General features: G+C 75.6%; 1 protein-coding gene (cut by a window edge). It reads right to left on the bottom strand.

Going from position 1 to position 16348, the window contains the following annotated elements; translation table 11 throughout:
• Positions 1-16332 carry the 5' portion of a type I polyketide synthase gene (locus ACLQ20_RS08450; RefSeq protein WP_425854862.1) on the bottom strand. The gene continues 13500 nt to the left of window position 1, outside the view, so the window shows 16332 of its 29832 coding nt (coding positions 1-16332); its start codon is at positions 16330-16332; its stop codon lies beyond the left edge, outside the window.
• Positions 16333-16348: the final 16 nt, after the last annotated feature.

Genomic DNA, 16348 nt, shown 5'->3' with positions numbered 1-16348 from the left:
GATCACACCAGCCACACCAGCGGCGGCCTGCGTGTGCCCGATGTTCGACTTCACCGACCCCAACAGCAACGGCCGATCCCCCGGACGCTCCTGCCCGTACGTCGCCAACAACGCCTGCGCCTCGATCGGGTCACCCAGCGTCGTGCCCGTGCCGTGCGCCTCCACGGCGTCCACGTCAGCGGTGGTCAGGCGCGCGTTCGCCAGCGCCTGCCGGATCACCCGCTGCTGCGACGGGCCGTTCGGGGCGGTCAGGCCGTTGGACGCGCCGTCCTGGTTCACGGCCGTGCCGCGCACCACCGCCAGCACGCGGTGCCCGTTGCGCCGCGCGTCCGACAGCCGCTCCACGAGCAGCACGCCGACGCCCTCGGACCAGCCGGTGCCGTCGGCCGACGCGGCGAACGACTTGCAGCGGCCGTCCTGCGACAACCCGCGCTGCCGGGAGAACTCGATGAACGTGCCGGGCGTCGCCATCACCGTCACACCACCCGCCAACGCCAGATCGCACTCACCGGAGCGCAACGCCTGCGCCGCGAGGTGCAGCGCCACCAGCGACGACGAGCACGCCGTGTCGACGGTGACGGCCGGGCCCTCCAGGCCGAACGTGTAGGCGACCCGGCCGGAGAGCACGCTGCCCGACGTGCCCGTGCCGACGAAGCCCTCGGCGTCCGGCGGCAGGTCCATCAGGCGGGAGGCGTAGTCGTGGTACATCACGCCGGCGAAGACACCCGTCCGGCTGCCCCGCAGCCGCTGCGGGTCCAGCCCGGCCGACTCGAACGACTCCCACGACGCCTCCAGCAGCAGCCGCTGCTGCGGGTCCATCGCCAGGGCCTCGCGCGGCGAGATGCCGAAGAAGCCCGGGTCGAAGTCGGCGGCCCCGTAGAGGAAACCACCGTGGCGCGTGTACGACGTACCACTGTGCTCCGGGTCCGGGTCGAACAGCGACTCCAGGTCCCAGCCGCGATCGGTGGGGAACTCCGAGATCCCGTCGCCGCCGCCGGCCAGCAACGCCCACAGCTGGTCCGGGCTCTCGACGCCACCGGGGTAGCGGCAGGCCATGCCCACGATCGCGATCGGCTCGTCGGTGCTGGTGGTGAGCACCGCCGTCTGGCGGGCGGTGATCTGCCCGGAGACCTGCTCGTGCAGGTGGTCGACGAGCACGGCCGGGGTCGGGTAGTCGAAGACCAGCGTCGAGGCCAGCCGCAGCCCGGTGGCCGCGTTCAACCGGTTACGCAGGTCCACGGCCGTCAGCGAGTCGAAGCCCAGCTCCCGGAACGCCCGGTCCGCGGGCACCGCCTCCGCGCCACCGTGCCCCAGCACCTGCGCGACCAGGCCCCGCACCAGCACGTCGATCTGGGCGCGCGCCTCGTCGGGCGCCAGGCCCGCGAGTTGGTTGGCCCAGTCGCCGCCCCGCGCGGCCCGTCGCCGGGCCGCCGTCGACCCGATCAGGGTACGCAGCACGGCCGGCACCGGGCCGGCGCCGAGCGCTGCGCGCATCGCCGGTACGTCGATCACGGCCGGCACCAACGTCGGCCGCTCCGCCACCAGGGCGGCATCGAACAGCTCCAGCCCGACCTCGGCGCTCATCGGCGTCAGGCCAGCCCGCGCCGACCGCGCCCGATCCGCCTCGTCGATCGACGCCGCCATGCCGGCGGTGTCCCACATGCCCCACGCCAGGCTCACCGCCGGCAGACCCAACTGCCGCCGGTACACCGCCAACCCGTCCAGGAACGCGTTGCCCGCCGCGTACGCCGACTGACCCGGCGAACCGAGCACACCCGCCACCGACGAGAACACCACGAACAGATCCAGATCCAGACCCGCCGTCGCCTCGTGCAGGAACCAACCCGCCGACACCTTCGGCGCCAACACCCCCGCCAGACGCTCCTCGGTGACCCGCTCGATCACCCCGTCGTCCAGGACGCCGGCCGTGTGCACCACGCCCGCCAGCCGACCCCCGGCGGAAACCTCGGCCACCAGACCGAACACCTGATCCCGGTCCGTCACGTCACAGGCGACCACCCGCACCGACGCACCCAGCGCCGACAACCGCTCCGACAGCTCACCCGCGCCCGCAGCCTCCAGGCCACGCCGCGACACCAGCACCAGCGACCGCACCCCGTGCACCGACACCAGGTGCTCCGCCACCAGCGCACCCAACGCACCCGTACCACCGGTGACCAGCACCGCACCGTCACCGACCGCCGGCGTCTGCGCCGACGCCGGGGCGACCGCGCGCACCAGACGCGGCACAAACACCCCACCCGCACGCACCGCGACCTGACCACCGAACGCCACCGGCTCGTCGGCCACCGTGGCCAGCACACCCAGCAACCCGGTGTCCACGTCACCGTCGACGTCCGCCAGCACGATGCGACCCGGATGCTCCGACTGCGCCGAACGCAGCAGACCCCACACCGCCGCACCGCCCAGGTCCGACACCCGGTCCTCGGCACCCACCGACACCGCGCCCCGGGTCACCACCACCAGCCGCGACTCCGCCAGCGCGTCCGCCGCCAGCCAGGACCGGACGGTCGCCAGCACGGCCGTGGTCGCCGCGCGTACCGCGTCGGGGCCGGCGCTCTCCGGCGCGTCGAGCGGCAGCAGCAGCGCCTTCGGTGCGACCGTCCGGCCGGCGTCGACCGCCTCGACGAGCGCCTCGACGTCGCCGTACGCCGGCAGGTCGGCGGTTGCCGGCGAGCCGACCAGCGCCCACCCGGAGAGGTCCCCGGCGGCGGCGATCTCCTCGGCCTGCCAGGTGAGTTCGAACATCGAGCGGGCCGCCGCGCCCGCCGCAGCCACGCCGGTCAGCTCGCGCAGGGCGAGGGAGTCGACCGAGACCACGGCCGCGCCCGACTCGTCGCACGCGACCAGGCGCACCGCCGAGCCCGTACGCGACAGCCGCACCCGCAGCACCCGCGCACCCGAGGCGTGCACCTGCACACCCTCGAACGCGAACGGCACCCGCGGCCCACCCGAACCCTCCGCACCGGCCAGCAGCCCGATCGGGTGCAGGGCGGCGTCCAGCAGCGCCGGGTGCACGCCGAAGCGCGCCGCCTCCGTCGCCGCCTCGTCCGGCAGCGCCACCTCGGCGTACACGTCATCGCCGGCGGTCCACACCCGGCGCAGCCCCTGGAACACCGGCCCGTACGTCAGGCCGTGCTCCGCAAGCGTCGGGTACCAGCCCGTGACGTCCAGCTCGGACGCGCCGGTCGGGGGCCACTCCCCCAGGCTCGGCTCGTCGGCCGTCGCCGGCTCCAGCACGCCCTCCGCGTGGTGGACCCAGTCGGCCTCCGGGTCGCCCTCGGCCTGCGAGTGCACCGCCACGACCCGGGTGCCGGCCTCGTCGGCCGCGCCGACGCGCACCTGCACCCGTACGGCGCCGGCCTCCGGCAGCACCAGCGGCGCGGCGACGGTCAGCTCCCGCACCCGCGACGCGCCCACCTCGTCGCCGGCCCGGACGGCCAACTCCACCAGGGCGGTGCCGGGCACGATGACCGCGCCGGAGACGACGTGGTCGGCGAGCCACGCGTGGGTGGCGAGGGACAGCCGGCCGGTCAGCACCACCATGTCCGCGCCGGCGACGGTGACCGCCGCGCCGAGCAGCGGGTGCCCGGCCACGCCGAGGCCCGCGCCGGACACGTCGGCGGTACGCGCCTGGCCCGCGCCGAGCCAGTACCGCTGGTGCTGGAAGGCGTACGTCGGCAGGTCGACCCGGGCGGCGCCGGCGTCGGTGAACCACTGCGTCCAGGTCACCGGGACGCCGTGGACGTGCAGGTCGGCGAGGGCGTGCAGCAGTGCCTGCGGGGCGGGACGGTCCCGGCGCTGGACGGCCACCGCGAGCGCGTCCTCGGCGAGCAGGTCGGCGTTCATCGCGGTCAGGACGCTCTGCGGGCCGATCTCCAGGAAGGTGTCGACCCCGGTGGCCCGCAGGGCGGCGATGCCGTCGGCGTAGCGGACGGCCTCCCGCACGTGCCGCACCCAGTACTCGGCGCGGGTGATCTCCTGCGGGTCGGCGAGCGCGCCGGTCAGGTTCGACACCACCGGCAGCAGCGGCGCCCGGAACGTCAGCCCCGCCAGTACGGCGCGGAACTCGTCGAGCATCGGCGCCATCAGCGGGCTGTGGAACGCGTGGCTGACGGTGAGCCGGCGGGTACGCACGCCCCGGTCCCGCCAGGCCTGCTCCACCTCGTCCAGGGCCTCGACCGCACCAGACACCACCACGGCGGTGGGCCCGTTGACGGCCGCGATGCCGACGCGGTCGGTCAGCCCGGCGATCGACTCCGCCACGGCGTCCTCGGCGGCGGCCACGGCCAGCATGCCGCCGCCCGTGGGCAGCGCCTGCATCAACCGGCCCCGCGCGGCAACGAGAGCGCACGCGTCGGCCAGGGACAGCACCCCGGCCACGTACGCGGCCGTCACCTCGCCGATCGAGTGACCGGCCACCACGTCCGGCACGATCCCGAACGACTCCACCAGGCGGAACAGCGCCACCTCGACCGCGAACAGACCGGCCTGCGTGAAGACGGTCTGGTCCAGCAGCTCCGCCTCTTCCGTACCCGCCTCGGCGAACAGCACCTCCCGCAGCGGACGCGGCAGCAACGGGTCGAGGTGTCCGCACACCTCGTCCAGCGCGGTCGCGAACACCGGGAACAGGGCGGACAGCTCCCGGCCCATCCCGGCGCGCTGCGCGCCCTGGCCGGAGAAGAGCACAGCCAGCTGCGTACGCGTCGCGCCCATGCCGGTGACCACGGTGGCGGCCGACTCGCCGGCGGCGAGGGCGCGCAGCCCGGACAGCAGTTCGTCCCGGTCCGTCGCGGTGACCACCGCGCGGTGCTCCAGCACGGCCCGGCTGACCGTCGACGACCAGCCGACGTCGACGGGGCGCAGCGCCTCGTCGCCGGCGATCCAGCGGGCCCAGCGCTCCGCCTGGGCCGCGACGGCGGCCTCGGAGCGGGCCGACAGCAGCACCGGGGCCGGCAGCCGCTCGGCGGCGGGCGTCGGCGCGCCCTCGCCCCGGGTCGGCTCCGCCTCTGCGGGGGGCTGCTCGATGATGACGTGCGCGTTGGTGCCGCTGACTCCGAACGACGAGACCGCCGCGCGGCGCGGCCGGCCCGCCACGGGCCAGTCGCGTGCCTCGGTGAGCAGGGAGACCGCCCCGGCGCTCCACTCGATGTGCGGGGACGGCTCGTCGACGTGCAGCGTGGACGGCAGCAGCCCGTGGCGCATCGCCATGATCATCTTGATGATGCCGGCCACCCCGGCGGCGGCCTGGGTGTGGCCGATGTTCGACTTGATCGAGCCCAGCCACAGCGGCCGGTCCTCCGGACGGTCCTGCCCGTACGTCGCCAGCAGGGCCTGCGCCTCGATGGGGTCGCCGAGGGTGGTGCCGGTGCCGTGCGCCTCGACGGCGTCCACGTCGGCGGTGGTGAGCCGCGCGTTCGCCAGCGCCTGCCGGATGACCCGCTGCTGAGAGGGACCGTTCGGGGCGGTCAGCCCGTTGGACGCGCCGTCCTGGTTGATCGCCGATCCGCGTACCACCGCCAGGACCCGCCGGCCCTCGCGCCGGGCGTCGGAGAGGCGCTGCACGAGCAGCACGCCGACGCCCTCGGACCAGCCGGTGCCGTCGGCCGACGCCGCGAACGACTTGCAGCGGCCGTCGGCCGACAGACCCCGCTGCCGGGAGAACTCGATGAACGTGCCGGGGGTGGCCATCACCGTCACGCCACCGGCCAGCGCCAGATCACACTCGCCGCTGCGCAACGCCTGCACCGCGAGGTGCAGCGCCACCAGCGACGACGAGCACGCCGTGTCGACGGTGACCGCCGGCCCCTCCAGGCCGAACGTGTACGCCACCCGACCGGACAGCACGCTGCCGGAGGTGCCGGTGCCGAGGTAACCGCCCACGCCCTCGGGCAGGTCCTGCACGCCGGAGGCGTAGTCGTGGTACATCAGGCCGGCGAACACGCCGGTCCGGCTGCCGCGCAACCGCTGCGGGTCGAGACCGGCCGACTCGAACGTCTCCCACGAGGTCTCCAGCAGCAGCCGCTGCTGCGGGTCCATCGCGATCGCCTCACGCGGCGAGATGCCGAAGAAGCCCGGGTCGAACTCGGCGGCCCCGTACAGGAAGCCACCGTGCCGGGTGTACGACGTGCCGGGGTTGTCCGGGTCGGGGTGGAAGAGCCGGTCGAGTTCCCAGCCCCGGTCGGTGGGGAACTCGCCGATGCCGTCGGCCCCGGCGGCGACCAGGTCCCACAGCTGCTGCGGGTTCGTCACGCCACCCGGGTAGCGGCAGGCCATGCCCACGATCGCGATCGGCTCGTCGACGGTGGTCGCCCGCACGGCCTGCTGCTGGTCCGCGACCTGGCCGGACAGCTGCTCGTACAGGTGCTCCGACAGGGCGCCGGGGGTCGGGTAGTCGAAGACGAGCGTCGACGTGAGCCGCAGCCCGGTCGCGCCGTTGATCCGGTTGCGCAGCTCGACGGCGGTCAGCGAGTCGAAGCCCAGTTCCCGGAACGCCCGGTCCGCCGGCACCGCCTCGGCGCCGCCGTGACCGAGGACCTGCGCGATCATTCCCCGGACCAGCAGGGCCACCTGCGTGCGCGCCTCCTGCGGGTCGAGCCCGGCCAGCCGGTCGACCCAGGCGCCGGAGCCGGAGCGGCGGCGCTTGGTGCCCGGTCCCACCAGGGCCCGCAGCATCACCGGCACCCGGCCGGCGGCGGTCTGCGCCCGCATGGCGGGCAGGTCGACCACCGCCGGTACCAGCGCCGCGCCGCCGTGGGCCAGGGCGGCGTCCCACAGCCCGAGCCCGACCGGTGCGGTCATCGGAACCAGACCGGCCCGGGTCACCCGCGCCCGGTCGGTGTCGTTGATCGACGCGGCCATGCCGTCCGTGTCCCACATGCCCCACGCGAGGCTGACCGCGGGCAGCCCGCGCTGCGCCCGCAGCACGGCGAGGGCGTCCAGGAAGGCGTTGCCGGCCGCGTAGGCGGCCTGGCCGGGAGAGCCGAGCACCCCGGCGACGGAGGAGAAGAGCACGAACAGGTCGAGGTCCAGCTCGGCGGTCGCCTCGTGCAGCCACCAGCCGGCCGTGACCTTCGGGGCCAGCACGTCCGCCAGCCGCTCGGCGGTGATCCCGCTGACGACGCCGTCGTCGAGGACGCCGGCGGTGTGCACCACCCCGGCCAGGCGGTCCTCGGCGGTGATCGCCCGGACCAGCTCGCCGACGCGCTCGCGGTCGGTCACGTCCGTGGCGACCACCCGGGCGGTCGCGCCCAGCTCGGCCAGCCGCTGCACCAGGTCGTCGGCGCCGGGGGCCGCCGGGCCCTGCCGGGACGCCAGCACCAGCGAGCGCACGCCGTACGCCGTGACGAGGTGTTCGGACACCAGGGCGCCGAGCGAGCCGGTGCCGCCGGTGACGAGGACGGTCCCCCGGCCCAGGGTCGCCGGGGTGCGCGCGTCGCCGGTGGCGCGGACCAGCCGCGGCAGGTACACCGTGCCCGCCCGCACCGCGAGCTGCCCGCCGAGGGCGGGGTCGTCGGCGGCTGCGGCGAGCAGGGCCAGCAGGTCGGCGTCCAGGTCGACGCCCGGTTCGAGGTCGGCCAGCACGATCCGGCCGGGGTGTTCCGACTGGGCCGAGCGCAGCAGGCCCCAGACCGCGGCGCCCGCCAGGTCGGTGACGCGGTCGGTCGTGCCGGTGGCCACCGCGCCACGGGTCACCACGACCAGCCGCGAGTCCGCCAGGGAATCGGCGGCCAGCCAGGCCTGCACCGCGCCGAGGACGTCCGCCGTGACCGACCGCGCCGCGTCGGGCAGGTCCGCCCCGGGCGCCGCCGGAGAGACGGGCAGCAGCAGCGCCGCGGGAGCGGGGGCCGTTCCGTCCGTCACCGCCGTGGCCACCGCCGCGACCTCGGCGTACGCCGGAAGCTGCGGCGCGCCGTCGAGCGGCCGGTCACCGAGCAGGGCCCAGCCGTACGCGCCGTCGGGCGCGGTGATCTGCTCGGGCTGCCAGGACACCTCGAACAGGGATCGGTGCGCCTCGTCGGACGGTGCCGCCATGCCGGTCAGCTCGCGCAGCGTCAGCGAGTCCACCGACACCACCGGCACACCGGTCTCGTCGACGGCGACCAGCCGCACGGAGTTGCCGGTGGCGGTGAGGCGGACCCGGAGCGTCCGGGCCCCGACCGCGTGGACCTGCACCCCTTCGAACGCGAACGGCACCCGGGCGCCGCCGGCCTCGTCGGCGGGCAGCAGCCCGACGGGGTGCAGGGCGGCGTCCAGCAGCGCCGGGTGCACGCCGAATCCCGCCGGGTCCCCGAGCACCTCGTCGGGGAGGGCGACCTCGGCGAACACCTCGCCCTCGGCGGTCCACGCCCGCCGCAGGCCCCGGAAGACCGGCCCGTAGGAGAGCCCGTGCTCGGCCACGGCCGGGTACCAGCCGGTGACGTCCACCTCGGACGCGCCGGGCGGCGGCCACGCGCCCACCGTGGGCTCGTCGGCCGTGGGGGCGTTGACGAGGCCGTCGGCGTGCCGGGTCCAGCCCGACTCGGGGTCGTCCTCGGGCTGGGAGTGCACAGTCACCGAGCGGCTGCCGGTCCCGTCGACGGGACCGACCCGGACCTGTACCCGTACCCCGCCGCCGGTGGCGGGCAGCACGAGCGGGGCGAGCACGGTCAGTTCGCGGACACGGGAGGCACCGACCTCGTCGCCCGCCCGGACGACGAGGTCCACCAGGGCGGTGCCGGGCACGATCACGGCGCCGGAGATGACGTGGTCGGCGAGCCACGGGTGGGTCGACACCGACAGCCGGCCGGTCAGCACGACCATGTCCTCGCCGGCGACCGACACCGCCGCGCCGAGCAGCGGATGCCGCGCCACGCCGAGGCCGGCCCCGGAGACGTCGGCCGACTGGCCGGCCGGCGGCAGCCAGTACCGCTCGCGGTGGAAGGCGTACGTGGGCAGGTCGACGCGGCGCGCACCGGTGTCGGCGAACCACTGCGTCCAGGTCACCGGCACGCCGTGCACGTGCAACTCCGCCAGAGCGTGCAGCAGCGCCTGCGCCTCCGCCCGGTCCCGCCGCTGCACCGCGACGGCCAGCACACCGTCGTCGCCGGGCAGCACGTCGGCAGCCATCGCGGTCAGCACACTCTGCGGACCGACCTCCAGGAACGTGTCCACACCCGCCTCGCGCAGGGCGGTGACCCCGTCGGCGAAGCGCACCGCCTCCCGCACGTGCCGCACCCAGTACTCCGGGGTGCGGATCTCGTCGCCGGCCAGGGCGCCGGTCACGTTCGACACGACCGGCAGCAACGGCGCGGAGAACGTCAACCCGTCCAGGACCGCCCGGAACTCGTCGAGCATCGGCTCCATCAACGGGCTGTGGAACGCGTGGCTCACCGTCAACCGGCGGGTACGCGCACCCCGGTCGCGCCAGATCCGCTCCACCTCGTCGAGGGCCTCGACGGCACCCGACACCACCACGGCGGTCGGCCCGTTGACCGCCGCGATACCGACCCGGTCGCCCAGGCCCGCGATGGACTCCGCCACCGCGGCCTCGTCGGCAGCCACGGCCAGCATCCCGCCACCGGTGGGCAGCGCCTGCATCAACCGACCCCGCGCGGCCACAAGAGCACACGCGTCCGCCAGGGACAACACCCCCGCGACATGCGCGGCGGTCACCTCACCGATCGAGTGACCGGCCAGCATGTCCGGCACGACCCCGAACGACTCCACCAACCGGAACAGCGCCACCTCGACCGCGAACAACCCGGCCTGCGTGAACACCGTCTGATCCAGCAACCCCGCCTCGGGGCTGCCCGCCTCAGCGAACAACACCTCCCGCAACGGACGCGGCAACAACGGATCCAGGTGCGCACACACCTCGGCCAACGCGGCGGCGAACACCGGGAACTCCGCCGACAACTCCCGGCCCATCCCGGCACGCTGCGCGCCCTGACCCGAGAACAGCAACGCGAGTTGGCCGCGCTGAGTGCCCGGGCCGGTGAGCACGCCGGCCGAGGGCTCGCCCGCCGCCACGGCTTCGAGGCCCGCCAGCAGCTCGTCGCGGGTCGCACCGGACACGGCCGCCCGGTGCTCCAGCACGGACCGCGACGCCACCGACGACCAGGCCACGTCGAGCGGGCGCGAGGTCCGGGTGCCGCTGAGCCACTGCGCCCAACGGTCGGCCTGCGCCGACAGTCCGGCCGCGTCCCGGGCCGAGAGCAGCACCGGCAGCACCGACGGCGTCCGCGACGGCTCGCCCTCGACCTCCGGCTCGTCCCCGCCGGTCGGCGCGGACGGCTGCTCCAGGATCAGGTGGACGTTCGTACCGCTGATGCCGAACGACGACACGGCGGCCCGGCGCGGCCGGTCCACCGCCGGCCAGGGGCGCGCCTCGGCCAGCAGGGACACCGCGCCCGCGGTCCAGTCCACGTGGGGGGTCGGCTCGTCGAGGTGCAGGGTCTGCGGGAGCAGGCCGTACCGCATCGCCTGCACCATCTTGATCATGCCGGCGACACCGGCGGCGGCCTGGCTGTGGCCGATGTTCGACTTGATCGAGCCGAGCAGCAGCGGCCGGTCGGCGGGGCGGCCCTGGCCGTAGGTCGCCAGCAGGGCCTGCGCCTCGATGGGGTCACCCAGGGTCGTACCCGTGCCGTGCGCCTCGACGGCGTCCACGTCGGCCGTGGTCAGCCGGGCGTTCGCGAGGGCCTGCCGGATCACCCGCTGCTGGGCGGGCCCGTTGGGGGCGGTGAGGCCGTTGGACGCGCCGTCCTGGTTGACGGCGCTGCCGGCGATCACGGCGAGCACCTGGCGGCCCTGCCGCCGGGCGTCGGAGAGCCGCTGGACCAGCAGCACGCCGACGCCCTCCGACCAGCCGGTGCCGTCGGCGTCGGCGGCAAAGGACTTGCAGCGCCCGTCCGGGGCGAGGCCGCCCTGGCGGGAGAACTCGACGAAGGCGCCCGGGGTCACCATCACGGTGACGCCGCCGGCCAGCGCCATGTCGCACTCGCCGCCGCGCAGCGCCTGGGCGGCCAGGTGCACCGCCACCAGGGACGACGAGCAGGCGGTGTCGACCGTCACCGCCGGGCCCTCCAGCCCGAAGGTGTACGACACCCGGCCGGAGATGACGCTGTGCGCGCCGCCCGTGAGCTGGTATCCGGCCAGCTCCGCCGGGGTGTCGGTCGTGCCGTAGCCCGACGGGGAGGCGCCGACGAAGACGCCGGTACGGCTGCCGCGCAGTTCGTCCGGGTCGATGCCGGCCTGCTCGACGGCCTCCCAGGACGCCTCCAGCAGCAGGCGCTGCTGCGGGTCCATGGCGACCGCCTCGCGCGGCGAGATGCCGAAGAAGCCGGGGTCGAACGTGGTGGCGCCGTCGACGAAGCCGCCCTCGCGGGTGTGCGACACGGGTCGCCCCTCGGCGTCGACGGCCAGCAGCCGGCCCATGTCCCAGTTCCGGTCGTCGGGGAAGCCGCTGATCCCGTCGCGCCCGGTGGCGACCAGGTCCCACAGGTCGTCCGGGTTGGCAACGCCGCCCGGGTACCGGCAGCTCATGCCGACGATGACGATCGGGTCGTCGTCCACCGGCCCGGCGGGGCCCCAGGTGGTGACGGTGTCGACCTCGTGCAGGCGCAGCGTCGCCGACAGGTGGTCGGCGAGGGCGGCCGGGTTCGGGTAGTCGAAGACCAGGGTGGTGGGCAGGGTGAGCCCGGTGGCGGCGCCGAGCCGGTTGCGCAGCTCGACAGCGGTCAGCGAGTCGAAGCCCAGCTCCTTGAACGCCCGGTTCGCCTTGACCAGCTCGGTGCCGGAGTGGCCGAGCACGGCGGCGGTGTGCGTGCGTACGAGGTCGGTCAGGTGGCGGTCCTGCTCGGCGCGGGGCAGCGTCAGCAGGTGCTGCCGCAGCCCGCCGCCGGCGGTGTCCTCCGGTTCGGCGTCGACCACGCGCAGGGCGTCGCGCGCCTCGGCGATGTCGTCGAGCAGGGGGCGGGCGCGGGCGGCGGCGAACGCCGGGGTGAACAGGGACCAGTCGACGTCCGCCACGGTCACCGACGGCACGGCCCGGCCGACGGCGCTGCGCAGCGCGTACACGGCCTGGGCCGGCGACATGGGGCTGAGGCCGCGCCGGGCCAGCAGTTCCTGGCCCTCGCCGCTGGCCATGCCGCCCTCGGCCCAGGGTCCCCAGGCCACGGCGGTGACGGCCAGGCCACGGGCGCGGCGCCGCTCGGCGAGCGCGTCGAGGAAGGCGTTGCCGGCGGCGTACGCGGCCTGTCCGCCGCTGCCCCAGATGCCGGCGATGGAGGAGAAGAGCACGAACGCGTCGAGCGGCCGGTCGCCCAGCAGCTCGTCCAGGTGCACGGCACCGGCGATCTTGCCGTCGAGTACCCCGGCCAGCCCGGCGAGGTCGGTGTCGGCAAGCATGTTCAGCTGGCCCACCCCGGCGGCGTGCACCACCGCGGTCAGCGGCGCCGGATCGGCGTCGACGTCGCGCAGCAGCGCCTCGACGCGGGCGCGGTCGGCCATGTCGGCGGCGACCAGGGTCACCCGGGCGCCGAGCCCGGTCAGCTCGTCGCGCAGCTCGGCCGCCCCGGGAGCGTGCTCGCCCCGGCGGCTGGTCAGCACGACGTGCGCCGCGCCGTTGGCCGCCGCCCAGCGGGCCACGTGGGCGCCGAGCGCCCCGGTGCCGCCGGTGATCAGGACGGTGCCGGACGGCTGCCAGCGCTCGACGGCGCCTACGGCGGCCGGCGTGGCGCGCACCAGTCGGCGCACGAAGACGCCCGAGGGCCGTACGGCGACCTGGTCCTCGGGGCCGCCGCCGGTCAGGACGCCCACCAGGTGGTCCCAGTCGCTCCGGTCGGGGCCGTCCGGCAGGTCGACGAGGCCGCCCCAGAGCTGCGGGTGTTCCAGCCCGGCGACCCGGGCCAGGCCCCACAGGCCGCCCTGGGCGACGCTGCGGACCGGGTCGGCGTCGCCGGTGCCGACCGCGCCCCGGGTCACCGTCCACAGTGGCGCGGCGACGTCGGCGGCGTGCAGGGCCTGCACCAGCGTCATCGTGGCGGCCGTGCCGAGCGGCACCGCCGGCTGGCCGGGGTGCGGTCGGTCCAGCAGGCCCAGCAGGGAGACGATCCCGGTGAACGGGGTGTCCCCCACGGCCTCGGCCACCCGCGCCGTCACCTGGTCGCGCTCCGCCGTCGGGTCCACCGCCAGCCGGGACACCTCGCCGCCGGCGGCGGTCAGCGCCCCCGCGAGCGCCTCGGCCCATTCCGTCGTGGGGGCGTCGCCCGCCGGTTCGACGAGCAGCCAGCGGCCGGACGGGGTGACCGGCGCGGGGGCGGCGGTCCGCTTCCACACCACCCGGTACGACCAGCCGTCGACGACCGCGTCCCGCAGCCGCGCCTTGCGCCAGGACGACAGGACCGGCAGGGCCGGGGCCAGGACGTCCGCCCCGTCGTCGCCGAACTGCGCGGCGAGGGCCGCCACGTCGGAACGTTCCACCGCCGACCAGAACTCGACGTCCACCACGTCCGGGCTGACCGGGCCGGTGACCGAGACCGGCATCTGCTCGGGCCAGTAGCGCTGCCGCTGGAACGCGTACGTGGGCAGGGCGACCGGGGTCGCGCCTGCGCCGGCGTAGAGGGCCGGCCAGTCGACGGGCGCCCCGTTGACGTGCAGCTCGGAGAGGGCGGCGAGCAGGGCCCGCGCCTCGGGGCGGTTGGCGCGCAGGACGGGCACGGCGATGACCGGGGTGTCGTCGTCGGCGTCCGCCGGCTCCTGCCCGCTCAGCACGTCCCGGGTCATCGCGGTCAGTACGCTGCGCGGGCCGATCTCCAGGAACGCGTCCACGCCGGCGGCGCGCAGGGCGGTGACCCCGTCGGCGTAGCGGACGGCCTGCCGGACGTGGCGCACCCAGTAGTCGGCCGTGCGGATCTCGTCGGCGTCGGCCAGCGCCCCGGTCACGTTCGACACGATCGGCAACGCCGGCGCGGCGAAGGTCAGCCCGGCCAGGACGGCCCGGAACCCGTCGAGCATCGGCTCCATCAGCGGACTGTGGAACGCGTGGCTGACCGTGAGCCGGCGCGTGCGTGCCCCCCGGTCCCGCCAGAGCCGCTCCACCTCGTCGAGAGCCTCGACGGCGCCGGAGACGACCACCGAGGTCGGCCCGTTCACGGCCGCGATCCCCACGTCGGCCAGGCCGTCGAGCGTGGCGAGCACATCGGCCTCGGCCGCCGCGACGGCCAGCATCCCGCCGCCCGTGGGCAGCGCCTGCATCAGCCGGCCCCGCGCCGCCACCAGCGCCGCCGCATCCGCCAGGGACAGCACCCCGGCCACGTGCGCGGCCGCGACCTCGCCGATCGAGTGCCCGCCCACGAAGTCCGGTGTGATCCCGAACGACTCCACCAGGCGGAACAGCGCCACCTCGACCGCGAACAGCCCGGCCTGGGTGAACACGGTCTGGTCCAGCAGCTCCGCCTCGGCGGAACCCTCCGGAGCGAACAGCACGTCCTTCAGCGGGCGCGGCAGCAGCGGGTCGAGCTGCGCGCACACCTCGTCCAGCGCGGTCGCGAAGACCGGGAACTCGGCGTACAACTCCCGGCCCATGCCGGCGCGCTGCGCGCCCTGGCCGGAGAAGAGCACCGCGAGCGGGCCCCGGTCGGCGGCCTGAGCGGCGACCACCGCGCCGGACGGCTGGCCGGCGGCGAGGGCGCGCAGCCCGGCCAGCAGGTCCTCGCGGTCGGTGGCGGTGAGGACCGCGCGGTGCTCCAGCGCGGAGCGCGACACCACCGACGACCAGCCGACGTCCACCGGCCGGAGGGTCTCGCCGTCCTCCAGCCACCGGGCCCAGCGGCCCGCCTGCGCCCTCAGCGCGGCCTCCGACCGGGCGGACAGCAGCACGGGCACCGCCGGCAGGGCGGGGGCCGGGCCGGCGTCGGCGGAGGCCGCGGCGTCGGCGGCGGGCGGCTCCTCCAGGATGGTGTGCGCGTTCGTGCCGGAGATGCCGAACGACGAGACGGCCGCCCGGCGGGGACGGTCGGTCACCGGCCACGGCGTCGCCTCGGTCACCAGCGACACCTCGCCGGCCGACCAGTCCACCTTCGGCGTCGGCTCGTCGACGTGCAGGGTGGACGGCACGAGCCCGTGCCGCATCGCCATCACCATCTTGATCACGCCGGCCACGCCCGCGGCGGACTGGCTGTGACCGATGTTCGACTTGATCGAGCCGAGCAGCAGCGGCCGGTCGGCGGGCCGGTCCCGCCCGTACGTGGCCAGCAGCGCCTGCGCCTCGATCGGGTCGCCGAGCACGGTGCCGGTGCCGTGCGCCTCGACGGCGTCCACGTCGGCCGTGGTCAGCCGGGCGTTCGCGAGGGCCTGCCGGATCACCCGCTGCTGGGCCGGCCCGTTGGGGGCGGTGAGGCCGTTGGACGCGCCATCCTGGTTGACGGCGCTGCCGGCGATCACGGCGAGGACGGGGTGCCCCTTGCGCTGGGCGTCCGACAGCCGCTCCACCAGCAGGATGCCGACGCCCTCGGACCAGCCGGTGCCGTCGGCGGCGGCGGCGAACGACTTGCACCGGCCGTCGGGGGCGAGCCCCCGCTGCCGGGAGAAGCCCACGAACGGGGCGGGGGTGGCCATCACGCAGACGCCGCCGGCCAGGGCCAGGTCGAAGTCGCCCTGCCGCAGCGCCTGGCAGGCCAGGTGCAGGGCGACCAGCGACGACGAGCAGGCGGTGTCGACCGTGACGGCGGGGCCCTCCAGGCCGAGGGCGTACGCGATCCGTCCCGAGACGATGCTGGTGGCCGTGCCGGTCAGCAGGTAGCCCTCGTCGGTGCCCTCGACCTCGGTCTGCGGGCCCACGCCGTAGCCGTTGGCGGCGGTACCGACGAAGACGCCGACCTTCTGCCCGCGCATGGACGCGGGTGCGATCCGGGCCTGCTCGAACGCCTCCCACGACGTCTCCAGCAGCAGCCGCTGCTGCGGGTCCATCGCCACGGCCTCGCGGGGCGAGATGCCGAAGAACTCGGCGTCGAAGTCGGCCGCGTCGTAGAGGAAGCCGCCCTCCCGCGTGGTGGAGTGGCCGGCCCGGTCGGCGTCCGGGTCGTACAGGTTGTCCAGGTCCCAGCCCCGGTCGGTCGGGAAACCGCCGATGGCGTCGCTGCCGGAGGCCACCAGGTCCCAGAGCTGCTCGGGGCTGGCCACGCCGCCCGGGTAGCGGCAGGACATCGCGACGATCGCGATGGGCTCCCGGGCGGCAGCGGTCAGCTGCTGGTTGAGCTGACGGAGGCGGCCCGTCTCCTTGAGCGAGGCGCGAAGCGCCTCGACGACCTTGTCTGCGGACGTAGACATCATGAGCTCCGTACTG

Origin of the sequence: Micromonospora sp. DT46 (assembly GCF_049841735.1) — a bacterium.
GTDB lineage: Bacteria > Actinomycetota > Actinomycetes > Mycobacteriales > Micromonosporaceae > Micromonospora > Micromonospora reichwaldensis.
Note: the sequence above shows the minus strand (reverse complement) of the source record. Positions and strands in the feature narration are given on the sequence as shown.